General features: G+C 63.3%; 18 protein-coding genes. 6 read left to right on the top strand and 12 right to left on the bottom strand.

Annotated elements, in window-relative coordinates:
* Positions 1–18: 18 nt before the first annotated feature.
* From dxs to M1B35_RS11550, 3 genes are all read right to left on the bottom strand, one after another.
* Positions 19–1,917, bottom strand: a complete 1,899-nt coding sequence (gene dxs / locus M1B35_RS11560) for a 1-deoxy-D-xylulose-5-phosphate synthase (protein ID WP_123334609.1) — start codon at positions 1,915–1,917, stop codon at positions 19–21.
* A 110-nt stretch (positions 1,918–2,027) separates the two neighbouring features.
* A complete protein-coding gene (ispA, locus tag M1B35_RS11555) occupies positions 2,028–2,915 on the bottom strand; it encodes a (2E,6E)-farnesyl diphosphate synthase (protein WP_123334611.1) in 888 nt (295 codons plus the stop codon).
* Positions 2,912–3,154: an exodeoxyribonuclease VII small subunit gene (locus tag M1B35_RS11550; RefSeq protein ID WP_022641260.1), complete on the bottom strand. Its 243-nt coding sequence runs from the start codon at positions 3,152–3,154 to the stop codon at positions 2,912–2,914. The genes ispA and M1B35_RS11550 overlap by 4 nt, the downstream gene beginning before the upstream one ends.
* 401 nt (positions 3,155–3,555) lie before the next feature.
* On the opposite strand from M1B35_RS11550, the gene M1B35_RS11545 reads away from it, so the two are divergent.
* Genes M1B35_RS11545 through M1B35_RS11520 form a run of 6 tightly spaced genes read left to right on the top strand, consistent with a single transcriptional unit; the run spans position 3,556 to position 13,782 of the window.
* Positions 3,556–4,347: a YfaP family protein gene (locus tag M1B35_RS11545; protein WP_123334613.1), complete on the top strand. Its 792-nt coding sequence runs from the start codon at positions 3,556–3,558 to the stop codon at positions 4,345–4,347.
* A gap of 37 nt (positions 4,348–4,384) precedes the next feature.
* Positions 4,385–6,097 (top strand): DUF2138 domain-containing protein, encoded by a 1,713-nt coding sequence (locus M1B35_RS11540; protein WP_123334615.1) that lies wholly within the window; start codon positions 4,385–4,387, stop codon positions 6,095–6,097.
* Positions 6,082–6,741 carry a DUF1175 domain-containing protein gene (locus M1B35_RS11535; protein WP_425273403.1) on the top strand — a complete coding sequence of 220 codons (660 nt, stop codon included), beginning with the start codon at positions 6,082–6,084 and terminating at the stop codon, positions 6,739–6,741. The genes M1B35_RS11540 and M1B35_RS11535 overlap by 16 nt, the downstream gene beginning before the upstream one ends.
* The gene (locus M1B35_RS11530) at positions 6,738–11,315 is read left to right on the top strand and encodes an alpha-2-macroglobulin family protein (RefSeq protein ID WP_268261979.1); all 4,578 of its coding nucleotides are present in this window, start codon (positions 6,738–6,740) and stop codon (positions 11,313–11,315) included. Before M1B35_RS11535 ends, M1B35_RS11530 begins: the two co-directional genes overlap by 4 nt.
* Before the next feature lies 1 nt (position 11,316).
* Entirely contained in the window at positions 11,317–12,960 is a 1,644-nt protein-coding gene (locus M1B35_RS11525) for a DUF2300 domain-containing protein (RefSeq protein WP_268261978.1), read from the top strand.
* Between the two features lie 3 nt (positions 12,961–12,963).
* Positions 12,964–13,782, top strand: a complete 819-nt coding sequence (locus M1B35_RS11520; RefSeq protein WP_123334623.1) for a YfaP family protein — start codon at positions 12,964–12,966, stop codon at positions 13,780–13,782.
* 145 nt (positions 13,783–13,927) lie between these two features.
* Here M1B35_RS11520 and M1B35_RS11515 read toward each other — a convergent pair whose 3' ends face one another.
* The 9 genes from M1B35_RS11515 to M1B35_RS11475 all read right to left on the bottom strand — a co-directional run bounded on the left by M1B35_RS11515 (position 13,928) and on the right by M1B35_RS11475 (position 22,337).
* Positions 13,928–16,372: a TonB-dependent siderophore receptor gene (locus M1B35_RS11515; RefSeq protein WP_268261977.1), complete on the bottom strand. Its 2,445-nt coding sequence runs from the start codon at positions 16,370–16,372 to the stop codon at positions 13,928–13,930.
* A gap of 109 nt (positions 16,373–16,481) precedes the next feature.
* Positions 16,482–17,441 carry a FecR domain-containing protein gene (locus tag M1B35_RS11510; RefSeq protein WP_268261976.1) on the bottom strand — a complete coding sequence of 320 codons (960 nt, stop codon included), beginning with the start codon at positions 17,439–17,441 and terminating at the stop codon, positions 16,482–16,484.
* 2 nt (positions 17,442–17,443) lie between these two features.
* Complete coding sequence (locus M1B35_RS11505) at positions 17,444–17,980, bottom strand: sigma-70 family RNA polymerase sigma factor (protein WP_268261975.1); 537 nt, start codon at positions 17,978–17,980, stop codon at positions 17,444–17,446.
* A gap of 192 nt (positions 17,981–18,172) precedes the next feature.
* A complete protein-coding gene (locus M1B35_RS11500) occupies positions 18,173–18,577 on the bottom strand; it encodes a hypothetical protein (protein ID WP_123334625.1) in 405 nt (134 codons plus the stop codon).
* 54 nt (positions 18,578–18,631) lie between these two features.
* Complete coding sequence (locus tag M1B35_RS11495) at positions 18,632–18,931, bottom strand: hypothetical protein (protein WP_268261974.1); 300 nt, start codon at positions 18,929–18,931, stop codon at positions 18,632–18,634.
* A 518-nt stretch (positions 18,932–19,449) separates the two neighbouring features.
* Positions 19,450–19,977 carry an inorganic diphosphatase gene (gene ppa, locus M1B35_RS11490; RefSeq protein WP_123334630.1) on the bottom strand — a complete coding sequence of 176 codons (528 nt, stop codon included), beginning with the start codon at positions 19,975–19,977 and terminating at the stop codon, positions 19,450–19,452.
* A 211-nt stretch (positions 19,978–20,188) separates the two neighbouring features.
* The gene (locus M1B35_RS11485) at positions 20,189–21,010 is read right to left on the bottom strand and encodes a M90 family metallopeptidase (RefSeq protein WP_123334632.1); all 822 of its coding nucleotides are present in this window, start codon (positions 21,008–21,010) and stop codon (positions 20,189–20,191) included.
* Positions 21,011–21,015: 5 nt separating this feature from the next.
* Positions 21,016–21,672, bottom strand: a complete 657-nt coding sequence (locus M1B35_RS11480) for a DedA family protein (RefSeq protein ID WP_123334634.1) — start codon at positions 21,670–21,672, stop codon at positions 21,016–21,018.
* A gap of 209 nt (positions 21,673–21,881) precedes the next feature.
* A complete protein-coding gene (locus M1B35_RS11475; protein WP_123334636.1) occupies positions 21,882–22,337 on the bottom strand; it encodes a GNAT family N-acetyltransferase in 456 nt (151 codons plus the stop codon).
* Positions 22,338–22,370 lie beyond the last annotated feature (33 nt).

Genomic DNA, 22,370 nt, shown 5'->3' with positions numbered 1-22,370 from the left:
CGAACGCTGCGGCGGCTATCAGTGCCCCAGCAGTTGCAGGCGCTGACGCACCGAGGCTTCGATCCCGGCAGCGTCCAGGCCGCACTCGGCGAGCATCTGTGCCGGTTTGGCGTGCTCGACGTAAGCATCGGGCAGGCCCAGGTGCAGGATCGACTTGAGGATGTTTTCCTGGGCCAGGAACTCGCTGACCGCGCCGCCGGCGCCACCCATGATGGCGTTCTCTTCGACGGTCACCAGCAGTTCGTGGCTGCCGGCGATCTCGCGGACCAGGGCTTCATCCAGGGGTTTGACGAAACGCATGTCGACCACCGTGGCGTCCAGCTTCTCGGCCACATGCAGGGCTTCGGCCAATTGCACGCCAAACACCAGCAAAGCGACCTGTTTGCCCTGGCGACGGATCACACCCTTGCCGATCTCGATCGGTTCCAGGTCTTTGTCGATCGGCGCGTTGGGGCCGTTGCCCCGTGGGTAGCGCACAGCCGCCGGGCCGTTGTACAGATGGCCGGTGCTGAGCATCTTGCGCAACTCGTTCTCGTCGCTCGGGGTCATCACCAGCATGCCGGGGATGCAGCGCAGGTAAGAAAGGTCGAAACTGCCGGCGTGGGTCGGGCCGTCTTCGCCCACCAGGCCGGCACGGTCAATGGCGAACAGTACGTCGAGGTTCTGCACCGCGACGTCGTGGACCAGTTGGTCGTAGCCACGCTGGAGGAAGGTCGAATAGATCGCCACCACCGGCTTGGCGCCTTCGCAGGCCATGCCGGCCGCGAGGGTCACCGCGTGTTGTTCGGCAATCGCCACGTCAAAGTAGCGCAGCGGGAAACGTTCGCTGAAGGCCACCAGGTCGGAGCCTTCCTTCATCGCCGGGGTGATGCCCACCAGGCGCGGGTCGGCGGCGGCCATGTCGCACAGCCATTCGCCAAATACGCCGGAGTACTTCGGCCCGCCGGCTTTCTTCGGCGCAGCGGCCGGAGCGTCCAGGGGTTCCAGCTTGGTGATGGCGTGGTAGCCGATCGGGTCGACTTCCGCCGGGGCGAAACCTTTGCCTTTCTTGGTCACCACGTGCAGGAATTGCGGCCCCTTGAGGTCACGCATGTTGCGCAGGGTGGCGATCAGGGTCGGCAGGTCGTGGCCGTCGATGGGGCCGATGTAGTTCCAGCCCAGTTCTTCGAACAGGGTGCCGGGGACCAGCATGCCCTTGGCGTATTCTTCGGTGCGGCGGGCGATTTCCCAGGCGCCGGGCAGGCGCGACAGGACCTTCTTGCTGCCCTCGCGCATGCTGGCGTAGGTGCGGCTGGAGAGGATCTTGGCCAGGTAGTTGGACAGCCCGCCGACATTGCGCGAGATCGACATGTCGTTGTCGTTGAGGATCACCAGCATGTTGGCGTCCACTTCCGGCGCATGGTTCAGCGCCTCGAAGGCCATGCCGGCGGTCAGCGCGCCATCACCGATCACCGCAATCGCCTTGCGCTCGCTGCCTTGCAGGCGGGCGGCAATGGCCATGCCCAGGGCGGCGCTGATGGAGGTGCTGGAGTGACCGACGCCAAAGGTGTCGTACTCGCTTTCGGAGCGTCGCGGAAAGGCGGCCAGGCCGTCCTTCTGGCGCAGGCTGGCCATGCGCTCGCGGCGTCCGGTGAGGATCTTGTGCGGATAAGCCTGATGACCCACGTCCCACACCAGCCGGTCGTCCGGGGTGTCGAAGACGTAATGCAGGGCGATGGTCAGCTCGATGACTCCGAGGCCGGCCCCGAAATGCCCACCGGTCTGACCGACCGTGTAGAGCAATTCCAGGCGCAACTCATCGGCCAGGGTTTCCAGCTCGGCTTCACCTAACCGGCGCAGGCCGTCCGGCGTGTTGGCACGGTCGAGCAGGGGCGTGGTCGGGCGTTTGCGGGGAATCTCATGAAACGTCGTGGGCATCAGGCGAATCGTTATAGGTATAGAAGAGGCGGCAGTTTACCTTAAGCATCGCAAGCTGCCCACGCGGAGCGCCGAACTTGGCCGATATGCAGCCTGTGCAGCGCGGCCTTTCAGTTACGGCGTTCGACGATATAACGCGCCAGCTCGCGCAACGGCTCGGCCGCCGCGTCAAAGGGTCGCAGGGCATGCAGTGCCTGGTCCCGCAGCTCCAGGGCGTAGGCCTTGGCCGCTTCGAGCCCGAGCAGGGCCGGGTAGGTCGGTTTGTCACGGGCGATGTCGGCGCCCTGGCGTTTGCCCAGGGTGGCGGTATCGCTTTCCACATCGAGGATGTCGTCCTGCACTTGGAACGCCAGGCCGATGGCCTGGGCGTAGGTCTGCAAGGACTTGAGTTCGTCTTTCTGCGCCACACCGCTGGCCAGGGCGCCGAGCTTGACGCTGGCCTCGATCAGCGCGCCGGTCTTGTGCCGGTGCATGTACTCCAGGGCCTTTTGGTCCAGCTTGAGGCCCACTGAGCCGAGGTCGATGGCCTGGCCGCCGACCATGCCTGCCGGGCCTGCCGCCAGCGCCAGGGCGCTGACCATCTGCAGGCGGATCTCGGTGCTGGCCTGGCTCAGGTTCGGGTCCAGCAGGGCACTGAAGGCCAGGCTCTGCAAACCGTCGCCGGCGAGGATCGCGCAGGCTTCATCGAAGGCTTTGTGGGTGGTGGGCTGGCCGCGACGCAGGTCGTCATCGTCCATGGCCGGCAAATCGTCGTGGACCAGGGAATAGGCGTGGATCAGCTCCACCGCACAGGCCGCGCCGTTGGCTTGCTCGGGCTTGCCGCCCAGGGCCTCGCAGGCGGCGTAGGCCAGCAATGGGCGCACGCGCTTGCCGCCATTCATCACGCTGTAGCGCATGGCTTCATAAAGGCGGGCGAGTTCGGGGCTTGGAGCGATGAACAGGGATTGCAGGGCGGCGTCGACGCGGGCCTGACTGCTGGCCTGATAGGCGGCAATCATTCTGGCTGTTCCGCATCGAAAGGTTGCTCCGCCAGTTCGCCATCGCGCTCCAGCAGGACCTGCACTTTCTGCTCGGCCTGGGCCAGGGCGGCCTGGCAGTCACGGGTCAGGCCGATGCCTTGTTCAAAGGCGGTCAACGAGTCTTCCAGCGACAGCTCGCCGTTCTCCAGGCGCTCGACCAGGGTTTGCAGGTCGGCGAGGGATTGTTCGAAATCTAAGGCAGCTTTTTTGCGGGCCATGGCGGCTATCCCGGTTGACGTTAAACCGGCGCGACACTAGCAGACAGAGGGTTTTGGGGCAAATGAGAAGCGCTTGCTGGCGCCTACCTGCCAGCACTCTTCGTGGGCTGATTCAAGCCTGAATCCGGGACGTTTGATGGGGCTTGGCAAGACTCACTCTGCGCAAGCGATGGTGACGGGATTCCGGGTCGGTGATGTCGCCGTAATGGCACGTGTGGCGGGGTTTTCAGGGCATTGCCGATTCCCTCGCAAAATCCCCTTTCGCCAATTGTGTAACAGACGCCAAGTCGCTAATCTGCCGCCTTTCCAGGGCCCACTGTCGCTGGGCTCTTTTCTGAATCTTTGCAGCTGCGCCGCGGACCTGGCGCCAGGGTTTTCCCATGCATGGCAGGACGCAGTACATGCGCGCTCTATCCTCCCTTCTGCTGGCCCTGGGCGTGGCCGCGACGGCGTTCGCCGAGCCTTCCGCCGAACTGCAGGAACCGCTGGCCGGCTGGCGTTATTCCGGGTTGCTGGACCGCAGCGAAAACCCGCAAGTGGCCTACCCGACGCCACCCATCGACCGCGGCATCCAGCGCAATCGCACCATGATCGAAGGCCAGCTCAAGGCCATCGGGCACTTGCGCCAGCCCCACAGCCTGTCGGTGAACGGCAATCCGTTGAACCTGTACACCGATGAGCAGGGGCGTTTCGGTCGCCCCTATGCCTTTGGCGCCGGCTCCAACAGCGTTGAAGTGCGCAGCTCCGAGGGCAAGTCCCTCAAGCGTGTGCAGTTCTACGAAGCCAACGACTCCAAGACTCCGGCGCGTATCCGCGTGGTGCTGGGCTGGGACGACCCCAAGGCTGAGCTGGACATGCACATCATTACGCCCGACGGGCAGCATGCATTCTTCGGCCACCCGGGCCTGACCAATGGCGGTGGCCTCGACCCGGATGGCGTCGACGGCCCCGGCCCGGAAATGTTCACCATGACCGCGCCCCTGCACGGCACCTACCTGATTTACGTCAACTACTGGGGCAACTTCGGCAGTGGCGGCTATAACTTCGAGGCGGGCAGTAACCAGAACGAGATGATCACGTCGCAGATCAACCTGGTGCTCAACGAAAACACCGTCAACGAAAAACGCGAGACCTTTATTGTTCCGATGCGCGCCATTGGCGACCTGTTGCTGGTCAAGTCTTTCACCTATTGAACATCCCGCTCCACGGATGAATTGGGCTTTGTGAATCATGAGCGAAAACACTGCATCCCCGTCGGCCGGCGTGCCCGGCACAGAACAACCCGGCAAGCCGCGGCGCTGGCCGGCCCTGGTCATGGGCCTGTGCCTGGTGGCCGCGGTCGCCAGCGGCCTGGGTTGCAAGCCCAAGGCGCCGGTGGCGGAACTGGCCGGTGACAAGCTGGGCCTGAGCCGGCCCGACGGCCTGCTGGAAACCCACTCCCTGACCCAATTGCCCAAGGACCTGCTGGCAGTGCCGTTCCTCAAGGAAACGCTGACCGAGGACTTCGTTTTCTATTACGAAACCCACGCGGATCGCCTGGGCCTGATCGGCAGCCTGCGACGAATCATCTACGAGCATGACCTGAAGCTGCAGGACAGCCTGATCGAGCAGCTCTTCGACCAGCCGGCGGACGTGGCCCTGTGGCGCGGCGCCGACGGTCGCCTGAAAGACTTCCTGCTGGTGATGGACCGCGGCGGCCTGGCGAAGCTGTTGGAGCCCCTGGCCAAAGCGGCCCTGGACGACACCCAGTTGAGCAAGCTGGCGGACCTGAAAGTTTCCGGCGATGAAGTGGCGCTGTACCAGCTCAATTACAACGCCAGCCGTTCGCTGGCGTTCGCTTCCTACGGCGACAAGCTGGTGGTGCTGTCCAACCCGACCAAGCTCTACGACCCGGCCAGTGGCCCCAGTGATGAGCCGGGCAGTGTCTCCACCACCGCCCTGGAGGCCTTGCTCAAGGGCGACAAACTCTTCCCCGAAGCCTTTGGCCTGGAAGCGCGCAAGCCCGAGGTTCAGCAGCGCCTGACGGTCAACGCCAGTGTCCTGGCCATGGGGTACCAACGGTTTATCCCGAACTTCTCCGGCCTGCGCTTCGACATGGACGACAAGGGCTGGCACAGCTATCTGGCCATGGATGAGCTGGAAGACCAGCCGGACTTTGACTTCAAGCCGATCTGGCAAGCCATGCCCATGGGCGCCAGCGCCTGCGTGGCACTGCCCCTGGCCGCCGAGCAGCAACAACCGCTGCTGGTGAAACTGGGCGCCGACGCCTCGATTGCCAAGGCCCTGACCGAGCAGATGGCCGGTGCCGCCGGCCTCTGCTGGTACGCCGACTCGCGGCTGTACACGCCGCTGCTGGTGGCCAGCCTGAAAGATCAGGACAACGCCAAGCTCGACGCTGAACTGGGCAAGCTGTTCGGCTCCATGGTCGGTTCGCTGGAAGGCAAGGTGCCCGAGAAGGTGTTCCCGGTGACCGAGCAGCAGAACGGCGACAGCCATCAGTGGCAGCGCCAGGTCAGCTCCAATTTTGGCCAGTACCCAGCCGACCAGGCCAAGGATCCGCAGGCGATTACCGGCCGTGCCTTTATGCAGGTGAGCCTGGCCCGCCATGGCTCCACCCTGTTGTTCTCCCTCGACGACAAACTGGTGGGCAAGGCCCTGGGCACCCTGGACAAGCGTTTCCCGCCCCTGGCTGACGTGGTACCCAAGGACGTGCTGATGCCGGTGTACCTGGGCCCGGACTCCCTGGCCCAACTGATGCAGCAGGAAACCTTCGACAGCCTGCCCCAGGACATGGAACCGGTGTTCAACAACGCCGCACAAACCTACCTGGTGCCCAAGCTGCGCAAGCTCGGTGGCTACGGCAAGTACGCCCTGACCCTGCCGGAGGGCAGCGAGCCCAATGGCCACTGGCAATGGCTGCCCCTGCAATGGCGCGCGTTGTGAGTGTATGGCGCAACCACCTCGGCAGCCTTGGCCTGTTGGCCCTGCTGCTGAGCAATGCGGTGGGCGCGACCCAGGTTTCGCCGCTGGACGTGCAGCAGTCCCAGGTGTTCCGTGCCTGGTTCGTGCGCATTGCCCAGGAGCAACTGAGCCAAGGCCCAAGCCCGCGCTGGTACCAGCAGGACTGTGCGGGCTTGGTGCGCTTTGCAGCCAATGAAGCGCTCAAGGTCCACGACAACAAATGGCTGCGGGCCAATGGCCTGTCCAACCGCTACCTGCCGCCGGAGCTGCAATTGAGCGAAGGCCAGCGCCGCCTGGCCCAGCAGTGGCAGCAGGGCGGCGGCAAGGTCGGGCCCTACGTCAACGCCATCAAGCTGATCCAGTTCAACAGCCAGTTGGTGAGCCGCGACCTGGGTCAGGCGCGCCCCGGCGACTTGCTGTTCTTCGACCAGGGTGACGACCAGCACCTGATGATCTGGATGGGCCGCAACATCGCCTATCACACCGGCACCACTACCCCCACCGACAACGGCATGCGCTCGGCTAGCGTGCAGCAACTGATGACATGGAAGGACACCCGATGGATACCCGACTCAGCCAACCCCAACTTCATCGGCATCTATCGACTGAACTTCCTCACCCAATGAGCGAATCCCGTATGTCCCGTTTTCTGTTTCGCCTGACTGTGCTCCTGACCCTGGTGCTGCCGGTGTCGCTCGCCAACGCCGAAGACACGGTGCGGCCGAGCGATTACACGCCGCTGTCCGGTGAGAGCTTCTTCCTCCTGGCCGACAGCAGCTTCGCCAGTGACGAGCAAGCCATGGTGCGCCTGGAAGCCCCGGGCCGGGATTACCGGCGGTTTCGCATGGAGCCCTATGGCGGTGCGGATATCCGCGTGTATCGGATCAACCAGCCCTTGGATTTCCTCAAGCGCCAGAAGAACCTGCACCGGGTGGTCAGTGACGGTCAGTTCAAGGGCGAGGGCCTGTCCAACACCCTGTCGTACCTGTGGGACAACTGGTACCGCAAATCCCGTCGGGTGATGCAGCGTGCGTTCTCCTACGAGTCGCGCAAGCAAGTCATCGACGAAGTCCCCGAGCTGCGCATGGGCAACTCCATGCTGGCGCCGACGCCTTATGACACGCATCCGCAGTTCGCCTTGATGCCGGGCCTGCCGCTGGTCACCCAGTTCCGTTACCCGCTGTGGCAGGCCCGGCCGATCCAGCCGCCCGAGGGCGTGAACCTGGCCGGTTCGTCCAGCGAGTTTGTCAGCGTTTCCCCAGGTAACGTCTACATCCCCCTGGGCAACCTCAAGCCGGGCCTGTACCTGGTGGAGGCGTTGGTCGGCAAGTACCGCGCAACCACCATGGTCTTCGTTTCCAACACCGTGGCGGTGAGCAAGATTGCCGGTGACGAGTTGCTGGTGTGGGCCGCGCGCAAACACGAAGGCAGCTCGGTGCCCAAGGTCAATGTGCTGTGGACCGACGGCCTCGGCGTGATGAGCAGCGGCGCCACGGACGCTGAGGGCCTGCTGCGCCTCAAGCACGTCAGCCCGGAACGATCCTACGTGATCGGTGAAGACGAGGAGGGCGGGGTCTTCGTTTCCGAGAACTTCTATTACGACAGTGAAATCTACGACACCAAGCTCTATGCCTTTACCGACCGGCCGCTGTACCGGCCGGGGGATTGGGTGTCGCTGAAGATCGTCGGTCGCGAGTTCAAGAACGCCCGGGATTCGGTGCAGCCTGGCGCCGCGGCGGTCAATGTCAGTGTGCTCGATGCCACGGGCACCGCCTTGCAGACCCTGGCCCTGAACCTGGATTCCAAGGCCGGTACCCAGGCGCGTTTTCAGTTGCCGGAAAATGCCGTGGCCGGTGGTTACGAACTGCGTTTCAGCTACAAGGATCAGGTCTACAGCAGCGCCTTCCGCGTTGCCGAGTACATCAAGCCGCACTTTGAAATTTCCCTGGCCCTGGCCAAGCAGGACTTCAAGACCAACGAGCCGGTCAAGGGCAGCCTGGTACTGCTGTACCCGGACGGCAAGCCGGTGGCCAACGCCAAGCTGCAACTGAGCCTGCGGGCCCAGCAACTGTCCATGGTGGATAACGAGCTGCAATACATGGGGCAGTTCCCGGTGGAGCTGACCAGCACTGAACTGACCACCGACGCCAAGGGCAGTGCGACCCTGGATTTGCCTGCGGCAGACAAGCCCAGCCGCTACATGCTTACGGTCTTTGCCAGCGACGGCGCGGCCTACCGGGTCAAGACCACCAAGGAAATCCTGATCGAGCGCGGCGCTGCCAGCTTCAGCCTGAAAGCCCCGCAACGCTTCAGTGCGGTGGGCGACAAGGTGCAATTCAGCTACGCCAATGAAAATACCAGCGAGCAAGCCAAGACCCTCAAGCCCAACCGCTACGGCTGGGTACGCCTGGAAGACCAGAGCACCGGCGAAGGCAAGCTGGCGGCCGGCGACAGCGGGTTCAGCCTGGCCTTCGAGCGTCCGGGGACTTACAACCTGACCCTCAAGGACGAGCATGACCGGGTATTGGGCGGCACCAGCCACTCGGTCACCGGTGACGGAGTCAAGGCGGTGCCGGGCACCGTGGAAATCGTCCTCGACAAGCAGGAGTACAAGGCCGGTGACGAAGCCCTGGCGCTGATCACTTTCCCTGAACCGGTGAGCGATGCCTTGCTGTCCCTGGAACGGGACAAGGTCGAGGCCACCGCGCTGCTGTCCAAAGGCGGCGACTGGCTGAAAGTCGAGGCCCTGAGCCCCACCCAATACCGCGTGCGGGTGCCGGTCAAAGACCGCTTCGCGCCGAACCTGACCTTCTCCGTGCTGTACACCAAGGGCGGCGAATACAGCTTCCAGAATGCTGGCATCAAGGTGGTCACGCCGCAGATCGATGTGGCCATCGCCACCGACAAGGACAGCTACCAGCCGGGCGAAACGGTGATCGTGGACCTGTCCACGCAGTTCGCCGGCAAGCCGATCCCGGCCCATTTGACGGTCAGCGTGGTGGACGAAATGGTCTACGCCCTGCAACCGGAAGTGGCCCCGAGCATCGATCAGTTCTTCTATCACCCACGGCGCAACAACGTGCGCACCAGCGCCAGCCTGTCGTTCATCAGCTACGACGTGGCCCTGCCGGGCAGCCCGACGGCCCCGGGCAAGGCCAACCGCAGCGAGCGCGGGGTCAAGGTGCTGGAGCGTCCGCGGCGTGAAGAAGTGGACACCGCTGCCTGGCAGCCGGAGTTGTTGACCGATGCCAGTGGCAAGGTCCGTTTCAGCTTCCGCATGCCTGACTCCCTGACCCGCTGGCGCATCACCGCGCGGGCGATTGCCGACGCCGGCCAAGTGGGGCAGAAGAAACAGTTCGTCCGCTCCGACAAGGCGCTGTACCTGAAGTGGAGTGGCCCAACGCGCTTCCGCTCGGGCGACAAGCCGGACCTTGGGGTCTTTGCGTTCAGCCAGTCGGAGAAGGAGGTCAAGGCCGAACTGGTGATTCATTACGCCGGTGAAACCCAGCGCCTGCCCCTGACCTTGAAACAGGGCATCAATTATGTGGCCTTGCCTGCCATCACCCTGGGTAACGGTGAATGGACGGCCGAGCTGGTGCAGGGCGGCAAGGCCGTGGATGCCCTGGCGGTGCGTCTGGCCACCCAGGGGGCCGGCTGGCAGACCGTGCAGACCGAGCGCCTGGACGTGGTCACGGGCGACACGCCGCTGGGCCTGCCGGCCGATGCCGCGGACATTCACCTGCACCTGGACGACAGCCCGCAAGCGCTGTTCCGTTCGGCCCTGGACGATTTGCTCGAATACCCTTACGGCGGTGTCGAGCAGACGGCCAGCCAGTTGTTGCCGCTGAGCGTGGCGTATCCGGCCCTGGCCAATACCCCGCAAGTGCGCGATCGCCTGCGCCTGATGATGCAGAACAGCCGCCTGCGCCTGGTGCAGATGGCCGGCCCCGAGGCGGCCTTTACCTGGTGGGGCGAAGACGCCGAACCGGACGCCTTCCTCACCGCCTACGCCTATTACGCCGACTGGAATGCCAGCAAGGTATTGGACCTGAACCTACCGCCGGAACATTGGCAGCGGGTGCTGGAGGTCTACGCCAAGCAGGCCGGCAATACGCCGCTGTTGCAGCGTGCGCTGATCCTGTCGTTTGCCCGGGAAATGAAATTGCCGATCAACACCCTGGTCAGCGGTTTGATGGATGACCTGGCCAAGGCCGGTGAGGGCCGAGATGCCGACGTGCAGGACGATGGCGGCGCCAGCCTGGTGATGGAAGATCCGGATTCGGCCCTCGGCCTGGCCAGTGCCCGAGTGCTTGCGGCGGCCCTGGCGCGGGACGCCAAGGTTACGCCGCCGGTGGCCTTTGTTCGTCAATTGGACGCCGCACAGCAGCGCCTCGACGTCAGTTCGCAGCCTTTCGTCCAGGCCTTGAGCCTGTCCCTGAAACCTTTTGATCAAGGTACTGCTCGGGCCTTGTTGCAGCGGTTGCTGCCGTCGCAATCGACCCTGGAGCGGGCCCTGGCCCTGACCTGGTTGCAACACAGCATTGCCCAGGCCGCGCCGGCCGCGACCTTGAGTCCTGGGGCGGGTTGGCAGGTGCAGCAGGGCGCCAGCGGTGAAACTTCCTGGGTCTGGCAGGGGCCGCAGGTGCCCAGCGTGCTGACCTTGGCCAATGCGCCGGAGCGTCCGTTGCAGGCGTCCCTGAGCTACCTCAGCAAGCAAGCGCCAGCGACGCCGCTGCCGGTGACCATCAGCCGTCGCCTGCTGCGCCTGGTGCCAGGGGATGAGGCCTTCACCTTCAAGCTGGAAGCCGTGGGCAATAAGCCGATCGCCAGCGATGGCCTGTACCTGGACGAGGTGATCATCGCCAACCGTGGGGCGCGGGGCTTGGCGTACGGCATGCTCGAAGTGCCGCTGCCGCCGGGCGCCGACGTCGAGCGCACCACCTGGGGCATCAAGTTGGCCGGGCCGGCCGGTGCCGAAGCGGCATCCCTGGAGAAAGCGCGCTTCGAGCCGGGCCAGATGGCTTACGCCGTACCGCTGGACAGCCTCAACCCGAACGGTGAAGTGCGCCTGCGGCACCTGATCCGCTTCTCGCAGAAGGGGCAGTTCAACCTGCCTGCGGCGCGTTTCTTCCAGGTCTATGCCCCAGAGCATCAGGCCCTGGAGCAGCCGTCAGCGCTGGGCCAGGTCACGGTCAAATAACATGACGCGGCGTTTGGCCTGGTTGTGGTTGTGCTTGATCCCGGTGCTGGCAACAGCCCAGGACGAGCCGCTGCGCCTGGCCTGGCAAAGCGGCCAGGGCAGCGAGCTGGTGCAACTGGGCACGACCCAGGTACTGGCCCGCGAGCCCTTGCCGACCGACCTGCAAACCCCGCTGGGCAGTGTGTGGAAACTCTTCGTCTATGCCTGGCTGGTGGACACCGGCGCCCATGAGCCGGCCTACGACTGCCTGGGCCAGAGCAAGGAAGAAGTCTACTGCTGCACCGTGGGCGGCAGCATCGCCCGCGACCAGGCGCTGGTGCGCTCCTGCGGCCTGTACTTCGAACCCCGGCGCTTGAACCTTCAAGCGGCCGACTGGCGCCACTACTGGCAGACGCGTCAGGCCCCTGAGTGGTTGCTGGACCTTGAGCAATTGCAGCCGCAAACCCGGGTGCCGGTGCACGAGCTGTTGCGCATGCTGGCGCTGATGCCGGCCCAGGATCAGGCGCGCCGGGTGCTGCTGGACGTGGTGCTCAATGCCGCAGACGGCAGGCTGGTCGGCGCCCTCGGTGGGCGCTTGCGGGTCAAGACCTGGAGCTGGCTGGGAGATCAGGACGTGCAATCGCGCCAGGGCGGTTTTGCCGGCTGGCTGGTGGATGGCACGCCGCTCTGGGCGGGCGGCCGGGGCACCAGCCAGCGAGTGCTGAAGGACCATGTCGAGGCCCTCGCCAGCCTGTTGCCGACCAACCCGCCTATGGATAAAGGGCGCTGCGTGGAAGTCAGTCTGTTCGCCCGCTACCCGCTGCAACGCCTGACACAACAGGGCCGGGCGGTGCCAGCCGGTGCCTTGCAAGGCGATTACCGGGTTGAGTTTGCCAATGGCAACCAGTTGGATATCCACAGCGCCGGTGAGTTGTTCCTGCTGCAGGAGGCGGGAGCGTCGCGTCTGGTGGCCCGCCTGGACCGGGAGGAATACGTCGCCCGGGTCTTGCAGCGTGAAGCCAGCAGCGAGCCGGTTGAGGCGGCCAAGGCCCTGGCCGTGGCCATCCGCACCTACCTGCTGCAGAACGCTGGGCGCCGTGGCGAATGCCTGAGCATCGACGACAGCAGCGGCAAGCAACGGGTCGCCCCGCGCCCAGCTACGGCTGACGCCCGGCGCATCGCCGCCTGGACCAGCGACCTGGTGCTGGCGGGTACTCAAGTCACTTACCACTCTGACCTGAGCGCCCCGGACAAACTCTCTTGGCAGCAGGCCGTGGAACAGGCTCAAGCCGGCCAGCGCTACGACAGCATCCTGCTGCATGCTTACCCGCGCGCCAGCCTCAGCCGCTGGGACAATCCGGTGGCGTCCTGCGAACCCCTGCCGGCGGCCCAGGACTGGCTGCAAAAGCAACGTCCGCGCTGGCGCCAGCCGCTGCAAAACGAAGTCGGCTACAACGAAGTCAGCCAATTCGCCGTGTGCCGCCTGGCCTTCGGCCGGCCCTATGTGGACCGCGAACGCCAGCGTATCTATGTGCGTGGCGTGCTGTCGCTGCAGGACCGCCTGGACCTGACCCACGAATACCTGCACCTGGCTTTTGAAGCCCACCCCAACGGCCAGGATGAAACCTACATCGAAGGGCTTGCCCGTCACCTTTTACTGGAATAGGCCATGAAATTTCCTGCTCCCCCGGTCCTCCTGTTCCTCTGTGGACTGTTCAGCCTGCCGTCGGCCCTGGCCGACAGCGGTATTCGACTCGACACCCCCAAGGGCGGTTGGCGCAGCGGCTCGGCCGATGGCGAGCAGTTCACCCAGACCGTCAACTACCCGGCCTCATCGGTCAACACGCCCCAGGGGCAGGCCGACACCGCGCGCATTAGCGGGCAGATCAAAGCTGCGCCCAAGGATGCACGGGAGCCCGGCAAGCTGATCGTCAACGGCATCAGCATGCCGCTGAAAATCGACAGTGCCGGTGGCTTCGATCGGCCGTTCTCCTTCCCCAATGGCAGCAACAGCGTGGAAGTGCGCAGCCCTGACGGCCAACAGCGCAAGCGCGTGCAGTTCCTCAACAGCGGCGGCGGAGCCACGCCGCCGAAGCTGCGCGTGCTGCTGTCCTGGGACAGTGACAACACCGACCTCGACCTGCACCTGATCACCCCGGACGGCGCCCATGTCTGGTACGGCGACCGGGTGGTGCCCAACGGTGCGACCCTGGACGTGGACGTGACCACCGGCTACGGCCCGGAAATCGCCGCCATGCCCGCGCCGCTCAAGGGCCAGTACCTGGTCTATGTGAACTACTACGGCGGCGGCTACCGCAGCGATGACGACGAGGAGGGCGGCCAGAGCAACGCGGTGCAAGCCCTGACCACCGCCCAAGTCACCGTTATTACCGAAGAAGGCACTCCGAGCGAAAAGATCGAATCCTTCATCGTCCCCATGCGCGCCCCGGGCGAGCTGACACTGGTGAAGACCTTTAACTACCCGTGAGGGCGTGGGTTCCCGTTGATGGGGCGGTGGCCCATCAACGCAGCGGTTTAAAGCGAGGAGTCGAGCCCGGCGTCCGCAGATGGCAGTGCGGACATGCGAACGCCGAAACCCTCGGGCTTCGGCGTGTCGACAGGGTGGTGGGGCCTTAGAAGCTGTACTTGGCCGAAAGCATGAAGTTACGTGGATCGCCATATACGTTGAAGGCGTTCCAGGTGTTGCTGTTGATGCTCTGGTAGTACTTCTTGTCGAAGACGTTGTTGACGTTTAAACGCAGGTCGAGGTGGTCGGTGGGTTTGTAACCCAGCATCAGGTCCACCAGGGTGTAGCCCTCTTGCTCGATGCGATAACCGTCGCCCTTGTTGTAGGTGGTGTTCTGGCTGGTGAGGCCACCGCCGACCCGCCAGCGCTCCAATGCACCCGGCAAGGTGTACGTGGTGTTGAGCTTGAACAGGTGCCGCGGCAGGTCACTGTTGAACAGTTTTCCTTCATTGCTGGCCTGGGCGTCCTTGCGGTACTTGGCCGAGTTGTAGGTGTAGCCGGCGGATAGCTGCCAACGGTTGGTCAGGGCGCCGTTGACTTCCAGTTCCAGGCCTTCGCTGCGAACCTCTCCCGAGGCCACGTAACACGTGGTGCCGGCCGGGGTGCACCCCACATTGACGATGGAGGCGCGGTTCTCCTGGTCGATGCGATACACCGCTGCGCTGGCGTTGAGGGCGCCGTTGAAATATTCACCTTTGATCCCAGCTTCGTAGTTCTTGCCGGTAATGGGTTTGATGGGCGAGTTGTCAGCGTCCACCACCCCTTGCGGGCTGAAGATATCGGTGTAGCTGGCATACACCGAGTAAGTGTCATTCAGGTCGTAGATCAGCCCCGCGTAGCGAGTGACATTGCGCGTGACCTTGTCAGTCTTGGTGTTGCTGCCCAGGGTGTCGATCTGGTAGTCGTACCAGTCCAGGCGGGCGCCGAGGATCAGGTGCAAAGGGTCTGCCAGGCTGAAGCGGCCGGTGACGTAGGTGCCGGTCTGCTCGGTCTCGCTTTGTTGCTGCCAAGCGCTCATGTTGACGGCAGGCTTGGCCACGGTATGGGGGTTCCAGTTGTAGATGTCGATGTCCCTGGCGCTGACTACCGTGGTGCCGTAGCCCTCGAAGGTTTCCCGGCGATGGCTGGCTCCCAGCACCAGTTCGTGTTCGCGTCCCAGGAGCTGGAACGGCCCGCTGGCGAAGGCGTCGTAGCTGCTCTGGTCATTCTCGTAGCGGAATTTGCCGGTCATCTGGTCGAAGGTGTTGCCAGTGCCTGCGGTGGCATAGGAGGCGAACAGGTCGAGCTTGGACCAACTCTTGGTCGCGGCCAGGCGCAGCTTCCAGTCATTGTCGAAGCGCTGTTCCAACTCGGCGAACACACTGTTGTTGTCCTGGTCCCAGCGGCCCCAGTCGTTACCCAGGAAGGTCGAACGTGACAGCTTCAGGTCGCGGCCGTCGCTGCCGGTGGGCACGCCGCCCCAGGCGGTGTTGTTGTTCAGGTTCTGGTTGGAGGCACCGAAGGTGAAAAGGGTGGCGTCCGTCAGGTCGAACTCAGTAATGGCGTAGAACAGGCTGTGTTCCTTGTTCACCACGTCCTGAAAGCTGTTCTTGACCTGATAGCTGGTGACGGCGCGCCCACGTACCGTCCCCGCGTCGTTGAGGGCGCTGGAGGCATCCAGCTCGCCACGGTAGTTGTCCCAACTGCCGGCGCCGGCGCTGATGCTCGCCATGGCTTCTTTGGTCGGCCGTTTGCGCACCAGGTTGATGGCCGCTGAAGGGCTGCCGGAACCGGTCATCAGCCCGGTAGCGCCGCGAACCACTTCCACTCGGTCGAGCATGGCGGTTTCGGTGGCAGCGATGGTGTCCCGAGAGGTGTAGCTGGCGACGGTGGTCGGCAAGCCGTCGTAAAGGATGTTGTCGACGCTGAATCCCCGGGCGTAATAGGTGGGGCGTTCCGGGCCATCGTTGGACAGGGTCAGCCCGGGAACGTCCTTGACCACGTCATGGATGGTCTGCATGCCTCGATCGTCCATGCGCTGGCGAGTGACCACACTGACCGATTGCGGGGTCTGGCGAATCGACAGCGGCAGCTTGGTGGCTGTCTGCATGCTGCCGGTGGTGTAGGAGCCGCTGTCTTCGGTGGTCGCGCCCAATTGCTGGCCGGTCACGGTGGTCGCCCCCAGTTCCAGCGCGCCTTTGGCCTCGGTGAGCGGCGCCAGGCTATAACGGCCGTCGCTCTCGCGGATGGCCTGTAAACCACTGCCGTTGAGCAACCGATTCAGGCCCGCATCGATGCTGTAGCGACCTTCGAGCCCTGGGCTCTGGCGACCACGGGTCAGGTTGGCATCGAACGACAACACCACGCCGGCCTCGGCCGCGAAGCGAGTCAGCACTTGGCTGAGATCCCCCTGGGCCAAGTGATAGGCCTGCTCGCCGGCAGGCTCTGCATAAGCGTTTGCCGACAGGGCCAGGGGTAACATGACGGCGCCGCAGAGCAGTGCACGGCGCAGGCTCAGGTGTAGAGGGTGGGTGGAGAGAGGGGGCAATGCGGGTGGAAGCAGGGCTGTCATGGACGTGGTTCTCTTCAGGTGTCGGGCCGCACAGATAGGCCGTTCTCCATAAGTCGAACGAGAAGTGGAATTAATATCATTGGCGTTGAAGATTTTTTCGTCAGACGCGTCAGGCGGGTACCAGATTGACCCAGTAACGGGTGCGTTGCACCACACGCACCGGCAACGAACCGGACAAGGCACGGAGGATCTGGTCAGTGTCGCGCAGATCAAAAGTGCCGCTGATGCGCAAGTCGGCCACAGCGGGATCGCAGCGCAGCCAACCTCGGCGGTAGCGCCCCAGTTCGGCGACGAAAGCCTCCAGACGCTGATCGTTGGCGACGAGCAAGCCACGGCTCCAGGCACCTTCGGCGAAATCCAGCGTGGTGGGGGCGTGTACGGCCTGACGATCGAACTGGCACCGCTGGCCACTCGTCAGCAGTTGGGTCTGGCCTTCGTGGGTGGTGATCTGCACCTTGTGCTCGAACACGGCCACGGTCGTGGTTGTGTCTTGTTCCCTGACCGTGAAGCGCGTGCCCAATGCCAATACCCGGCCCTGGCGGGTCTGCACGCTGAATGGGCGCTGGTGGGGATCGGCGGCGGTGGTCACCATGATTTCCCCCTGCTTGAGCAGCACCAGGCGTTGCTGGCCATCAAACACAATGTCCACTGCGCTGTCGCTGTTGAGCAGCAGTTGGCTGCCGTCTTCCAGGGTCACGGGCAGGCGTTCGCCCACCTGGCTGCGGTAGTCGGCCAGCCACGGGCCCTGGCTGGCCTGGCGATAGCCGCCCCAGCCGAGGGTGCTGCCGCCGATCACCAGGGCCAAGCCCTTGAGCACACCACGCCGGCTCGTCTGGCGTTCACGTCCGGCCAAGTCCAGGGTGCGTTCGGCCAGGGGGCCGGGGACGCGCAGCATGCGTTGCTGCAAGCGTTCGGCCTGTTCCCAGGCCCAGGCGTTCAGCGGTGCGGCCTGCAACCAGGTTTGCCAGGCCAGTCGGTCGGCCTCGGTGGCGGCCTCGTCATTGAGGCAGCTGTACCAATGGGCGGCTTGTTCCAGGGCGGTCAGTTGGGCGGCGCTGATGGGTGGCATGTTTAGAGTTCGAGCTCGTTGCGCAGGCTGTAGAGCATGCAATGCTGCACGGCCTTGGCGATGTAACGATTGACCGTGACCAGGGACACTCCCAGGGTTTCGGCAATCGCCTTGTAGGTCATGCCATCCAGTTGCGACAGCAGGAAAGCCTTGCGCACATTGGTCCCCAGCGCCGCCAGCATGGCATCCAGCTCATACAGGGTGTCCAGCAAGATCAAGCGGGTTTCCGGAGACATGGCGCTGATTTCCGGTTGCTCGGCCAGCACCTGCAACCAGGCCCGTTCAAGGCGTTGGCGGCGGAAATAATCGATCATCATGCGCTTGGCGATAGTTGCCAGGTAACCCCGTGGTTCGCGCACCGCACTCAACTTGCTCGAGGCGTCGCGGGTGCCGAGGATGCGCACAAACACGTCCTGTACCAGGTCGGCAGCCAAGTGGTGGCAGGCAACCCGCGGTCGCAGCCAGCCCTGCAGCCAGCGGTGCTGCTCCTGGTAAATCCTGCTGACTTGCTCCTGCAGCACGGGATCCTGGCTCGGCATGACGCACTCAACGGTTCAAATGGGAAGGATTATCATTCTATGTGGCTTGCTCTGGCGTGAGCAAGCTCAGTGATGGCTCTTGTCCGCAATAGACGGTGATATGCACCAGGGGCAAAGGGTGCGTTGGCAAGCTGGTGACTTTCAGGTGCGGCCGTCAGCGAACATCCTCGGCAACGCTAATAGGCCACGTCCTCAGCGAAATTGTCCGCAGAGCGCATTGCCGTCGTAGGTGTGCATCAGCGGCCCCAAGAACATGAAAGGGCCGCAGGCGTAAAACGGGTCGGACAGGCTTTGCTGGGTGTAAAGCAGTTCTGCTTCCTGACCGTTGATGTCGTTGCCGTAGGCATACTCGGTGTAGGAATGGCACACCGGCAGTTTGAGCGGGATCGGGACGAGCAGGGCCCAGACGGTGGTGCCGCACCATTCGCGCTGCTCGGAAAAGCGCACCGTGCGGGTGATCACCGGTGTTTGCTCGCGGTAGGTGAGCTGGGTGTGGGCCGGGGTTTTGCTGGTGACTTTAATGGGCATCTCTACCCAGGCGCCGACACAACCGCTCAGGCTGATCAGCGCGAATGCCGATATCAATGTGTTTTTCATGGGGCGCCTGAAGAGAGCAAGAAGAACGGCGGAGATCTGAGTCGCCGAGGCTGGCTATTTGGCCATCAAGGTCTCGATGGCCGACGCCTGGCATTCGCTCAGCGGGCCCTGGTGCTTCTTGATCCGGTGCACCCAGTCCGAGCCGGACAGCCGTTCCCCGCGACGTACCAGGCGACCATGGTTGTTCAGGGCCTGGCGCAGGTCCTCGACCATTTTCGGGTACGAAGGGCCCCCATCGAAACGAATGCGCAGTGAGCCGATAAGCGAGCGCTTGACCCAGAATTCGGGTCGTTGCTTGGCACTGCTGTTGCTGAATCCAGCCTGTTGCAAGGCATTTTCTGGGTAGGCGTTCATTGCATATCCATCCATTGGAGATTCATCCCGTCCTGGGGAACTGCACGTTGGCAATTCGCTGAAGGGCTCATGTTTTCATATGGCGGATCAATATGCGAAAGCTTTTCTTTCGTGAATGCCCGATTTGCCGCGCTGAACACCTGCGGGGCGGGTGAATTTGCTTCGGGCATTAAAAAGCCGGCTTGTGGCCGGCTTCTCGGGGACTGGCTTGGTTCATTTTTGGTAAACCGCACCAGCCTTCAAAACGTACATCCAGCTCTTGCGGCTGGCTGTGGGACTGGGCGAGAAAATCATCCGCTTCGTCGAGCGATCTGGCCGCAGGGCGGGTCGATGCGCAAATGTGGTGCGCAGCATACGCATATTTGCCGGGGATTCCCAGTGCGAAGCGCGCTCCAGAGGGCTTGGAGGTGGAAAAAGTGCAAGGAAGGGTGGCTGGGCCGCTTTCTGGCGCCCACAAAAAAGCCCCGAATCACCGGGGCTTTCTCTTAACGCTTATGGCTAAGCGCTAGATACTGCTCTTAACCCTTGTAAGCCGCAACCGACTTCAGGATCTCGGCGCGGGCTGCTTCTGCGTCGCCCCAACCTTCGATCTTCACCCACTTGCCTTTTTCGAGGTCTTTGTAGTTCTCGAAGAAGTGCTTGATCTGTTCCAGCAGCAGGGCTGGCAGATCGGTGTATTCCTTCACGTCCACGTACAGCTGGGACAGCTTGTCGTGTGGAACAGCGATGACTTTGGCATCGCCGCCGCCGTCGTCGGTCATGTGCAGGATGCCGACCGGACGCGCACGGATTACCGAGCCCGGGGCCACTGGGTAAGGGGTCACGACCAGCACGTCGAGGGGGTCACCGTCGTCGGCCAGGGTGTTGGGGATAAAGCCGTAGTTGGCCGGGTAGAACATCGGGGTGGCCATGAAACGGTCAACGAACAGGCAGTCGCTGTCTTTGTCGATTTCGTATTTGATCGGCGCGTGGTTGGCCGGAATTTCGATCGCGACGTAGATGTCGTTCGGCAGGTCTTTGCCAGCCGGAATCTTGCTGTAGCTCATTGGGCTTTGCCCCCGTTAGTTGACCAAATGACTTGGCCGGATTGACCAAAAAGTGGCGGCGATTATAGACGTACTCCGCTACCGACGCCACGTACCAAGGGTCGTAGGTTCTGCACGAAAATGGCCTGCGCGTCGATCATGCTGCCCGTCGGGTGTCTTCGGCATCCAGCAGAAACAGGCTGACCTTTGCTCGACGAGTTTTCGTACCGACCTACAACACTTGATCGTGTGGCTGATAGACCGGATCGCTGGCCTGAAGTTGCCGGAGTCGGGCGAGTGGATTCTGACGGTAAAACAGCTGCAACTGTTCATAGACTTTCGGATAGGCCTGCACCAGCAGGTCCGGAGCGCTGAAGAAGTATTCGCTGGTCACGGCAAAGAATTCCGCAGGGTTCTCCGCCGCGTAGGGGTCGATGGCGGTTTCGGCGTCGGGGTTGAGCTCCAACTGCTGGTCGAGGTCGTCGTAGGCCTCTTGCATCACCTGCGCCCAGTCGCTGACGCGCATGTCGCTGTGCAGCGGCGGCAAGCCGTTGGCGTCGCCGGTGAGCATGTCCAGCTTGTGCGCCAGCTCGTGGATTACCAGGTTGTAGCCTTCCCAGCCGCCGCTGGCCATGACCCCGGGCCACGCCAGGATCACCGGGCCCTGTTGCCAGGCTTCGCCGCTGTGTTCGCCGTCCCATTCGTGTTCGATGCCACTGGCATCGCGATGGCGCTGGGGGCTGAGGAAGTCGTCGGGGTACAGGATGATTTCGTGGAAGCCCTGGTACCAGTTCAGGTCGCCCAGGTACATCAACGGCAATTGGGCCTGGGCTGCGAGGAGCAGGCGTTGTTCCTGGTGCAGTTCGACGCCGGGCAAGGCCGTCAGGTGCTTGTCCGCTAGGAACAGCACGCTGGCTTCGCGCAGCCACTGGTCTTCGGCGGCGCTGATGCCGTCGAGGAAGCTCAGGTGGTCTCGCACCCGCTGCCAGGTTTCATCGGCGACCGGGTGCTTGGCCAGGGTGCGCTTGCGCCGCCAGGCGCTGAGGGACCACATGGCCGTCAGTGGCTTTCGGTTTTGGCTGGGCTGCGGCTGAAGCGGCTGCGGAACACGCCGATGATCATCGGCACCAGGGACAGCAGGATAATGGCCACCACCAGCAGCGACAGGTTCTTCTTGATAAAGGGCACGTTGCCGAAGAAGTAGCCCAGGGTTACCAGGCCACCGACCCAGAGGATGGTGCCGGCGACGCTGAAGAAGACAAAGCGCGGGTAGGGCATTTTCGCTACGCCGGCGACGAAGGGCGCGAAGGTGCGGATGATCGGCAGGAAACGCGCCAGGGTGACGGTCTTGCCGCCGTGCTTGTCATAGAAGTCGTGGGTTTTCTGCAGGTAGTCGCGGCGGAAGATTTTCGAATTGGGGTTGCTGAACAAGCGTTCGCCCGCCGTTCGGCCGATCACGTAATTGGTGCTGTCGCCGAGGATGGCGGCGAGCATCAGCAGGCCGCCCAGCAGCACCGGGTCCATGCCGCCCCCGGCTGCGACGGCGCCGGCGATAAACAGCAGGGAGTCGCCCGGCAGGAAGGGCATCACCACCAGGCCGGTTTCGCAGAAGATCACCAGAAACAGGATGGCGTAGATCCACGGCCCGTAATTGTTCACCAGCATGTCGAGGTAGACGTCGAGATGGAGGATGAGGTCGATCGGGTTGAAATCCATGCAGGCACCTGTGGTGACAGCCCGGCTCAGCGGGCCTGTGCGATAAGTCGGAGTAAGGGACTACAAGGGGGATGTAGGTTTTCTTACAGTCCGAAGAGGTCGGCATTATAAAGACTGAGATGTGAATTGCGCGTTGAGATTGTAGCGGGGGATGTCGCGTGGCGTGGGGTCCGGCGCCGAGGCAGAGAGCCCCTCGGCGCCGCTTGGGGTCAGTTTTCGCCGATGGGCAAGGTGTAGTTCTTGAACTCGGTGTCTTCACGGAAACCCATGGATTCGTAGGTTTTCTGTGCCACTTCATTGTTGCTGCTGGTGGATACCCGCAGACGCACGGCGTTGGTTTCCTTGGCCATCTTCTTCGCGGTACGCATCAGGTTGTCGGCCACCAATTGGCGCCTGGCATCCTCGGCGACGTAGATGTCGTTGAGAATCCACACCCGCTTGAGTGAAAGGGACGAGAAACTCGGGTACAGCTGGCAGAAGCCGAGCAGTTTGTTGTCGTCATCGGACAGTGCCAGGTAAATCACCGACTCTTTGCGGCGCAGGCGCTTTTCCAGAAAGGCCCGGGACGAGTCCGGATAGGGCAGGGCGCCATAGAATTCGCGGTACTTGACGAATAACGGGGTCAACAAATCCAAGTGTTCGAGGGTTGCTTGAGTAATCCGCATGGTGGCTCTCAACTTCAAGTGGATGTGACGGCA

The sequence above is a fragment of the Pseudomonas morbosilactucae genome (assembly GCF_023241665.1).
GTDB classification, from domain to species: Bacteria; Pseudomonadota; Gammaproteobacteria; order Pseudomonadales; family Pseudomonadaceae; genus Aquipseudomonas; species Aquipseudomonas morbosilactucae.
Note: the sequence above shows the minus strand (reverse complement) of the source record. Positions and strands in the feature narration are given on the sequence as shown.

What these genes read in the sequence shown, in the direction of transcription:
- dxs (WP_123334609.1), bottom strand. Translation starts at nt 1,917, where the DNA reads ATGCCCACGACGTTTCATGAGATTCCCCGCAAACGCCCGACCACGCCC.
- ispA (WP_123334611.1), bottom strand. Translation starts at nt 2,915, where the DNA reads ATGATTGCCGCCTATCAGGCCAGCAGTCAGGCCCGCGTCGACGCCGCC.
- M1B35_RS11550 (WP_022641260.1), bottom strand. Translation starts at nt 3,154, where the DNA reads ATGGCCCGCAAAAAAGCTGCCTTAGATTTCGAACAATCCCTCGCCGAC.
- M1B35_RS11545 (WP_123334613.1), top strand. Translation starts at nt 3,556, where the DNA reads ATGCGCGCTCTATCCTCCCTTCTGCTGGCCCTGGGCGTGGCCGCGACG.
- M1B35_RS11540 (WP_123334615.1), top strand. Translation starts at nt 4,385, where the DNA reads ATGAGCGAAAACACTGCATCCCCGTCGGCCGGCGTGCCCGGCACAGAA.
- M1B35_RS11535 (WP_425273403.1), top strand. Translation starts at nt 6,082, where the DNA reads ATGGCGCGCGTTGTGAGTGTATGGCGCAACCACCTCGGCAGCCTTGGC.
- M1B35_RS11530 (WP_268261979.1), top strand. Translation starts at nt 6,738, where the DNA reads ATGAGCGAATCCCGTATGTCCCGTTTTCTGTTTCGCCTGACTGTGCTC.
- M1B35_RS11525 (WP_268261978.1), top strand. Translation starts at nt 11,317, where the DNA reads ATGACGCGGCGTTTGGCCTGGTTGTGGTTGTGCTTGATCCCGGTGCTG.
- M1B35_RS11520 (WP_123334623.1), top strand. Translation starts at nt 12,964, where the DNA reads ATGAAATTTCCTGCTCCCCCGGTCCTCCTGTTCCTCTGTGGACTGTTC.
- M1B35_RS11515 (WP_268261977.1), bottom strand. Translation starts at nt 16,372, where the DNA reads ATGACAGCCCTGCTTCCACCCGCATTGCCCCCTCTCTCCACCCACCCT.
- M1B35_RS11510 (WP_268261976.1), bottom strand. Translation starts at nt 17,441, where the DNA reads ATGCCACCCATCAGCGCCGCCCAACTGACCGCCCTGGAACAAGCCGCC.
- M1B35_RS11505 (WP_268261975.1), bottom strand. Translation starts at nt 17,980, where the DNA reads ATGCCGAGCCAGGATCCCGTGCTGCAGGAGCAAGTCAGCAGGATTTAC.
- M1B35_RS11500 (WP_123334625.1), bottom strand. Translation starts at nt 18,577, where the DNA reads ATGAAAAACACATTGATATCGGCATTCGCGCTGATCAGCCTGAGCGGT.
- M1B35_RS11495 (WP_268261974.1), bottom strand. Translation starts at nt 18,931, where the DNA reads ATGAACGCCTACCCAGAAAATGCCTTGCAACAGGCTGGATTCAGCAAC.
- ppa (WP_123334630.1), bottom strand. Translation starts at nt 19,977, where the DNA reads ATGAGCTACAGCAAGATTCCGGCTGGCAAAGACCTGCCGAACGACATC.
- M1B35_RS11485 (WP_123334632.1), bottom strand. Translation starts at nt 21,010, where the DNA reads ATGTGGTCCCTCAGCGCCTGGCGGCGCAAGCGCACCCTGGCCAAGCAC.
- M1B35_RS11480 (WP_123334634.1), bottom strand. Translation starts at nt 21,672, where the DNA reads ATGGATTTCAACCCGATCGACCTCATCCTCCATCTCGACGTCTACCTC.
- M1B35_RS11475 (WP_123334636.1), bottom strand. Translation starts at nt 22,337, where the DNA reads ATGCGGATTACTCAAGCAACCCTCGAACACTTGGATTTGTTGACCCCG.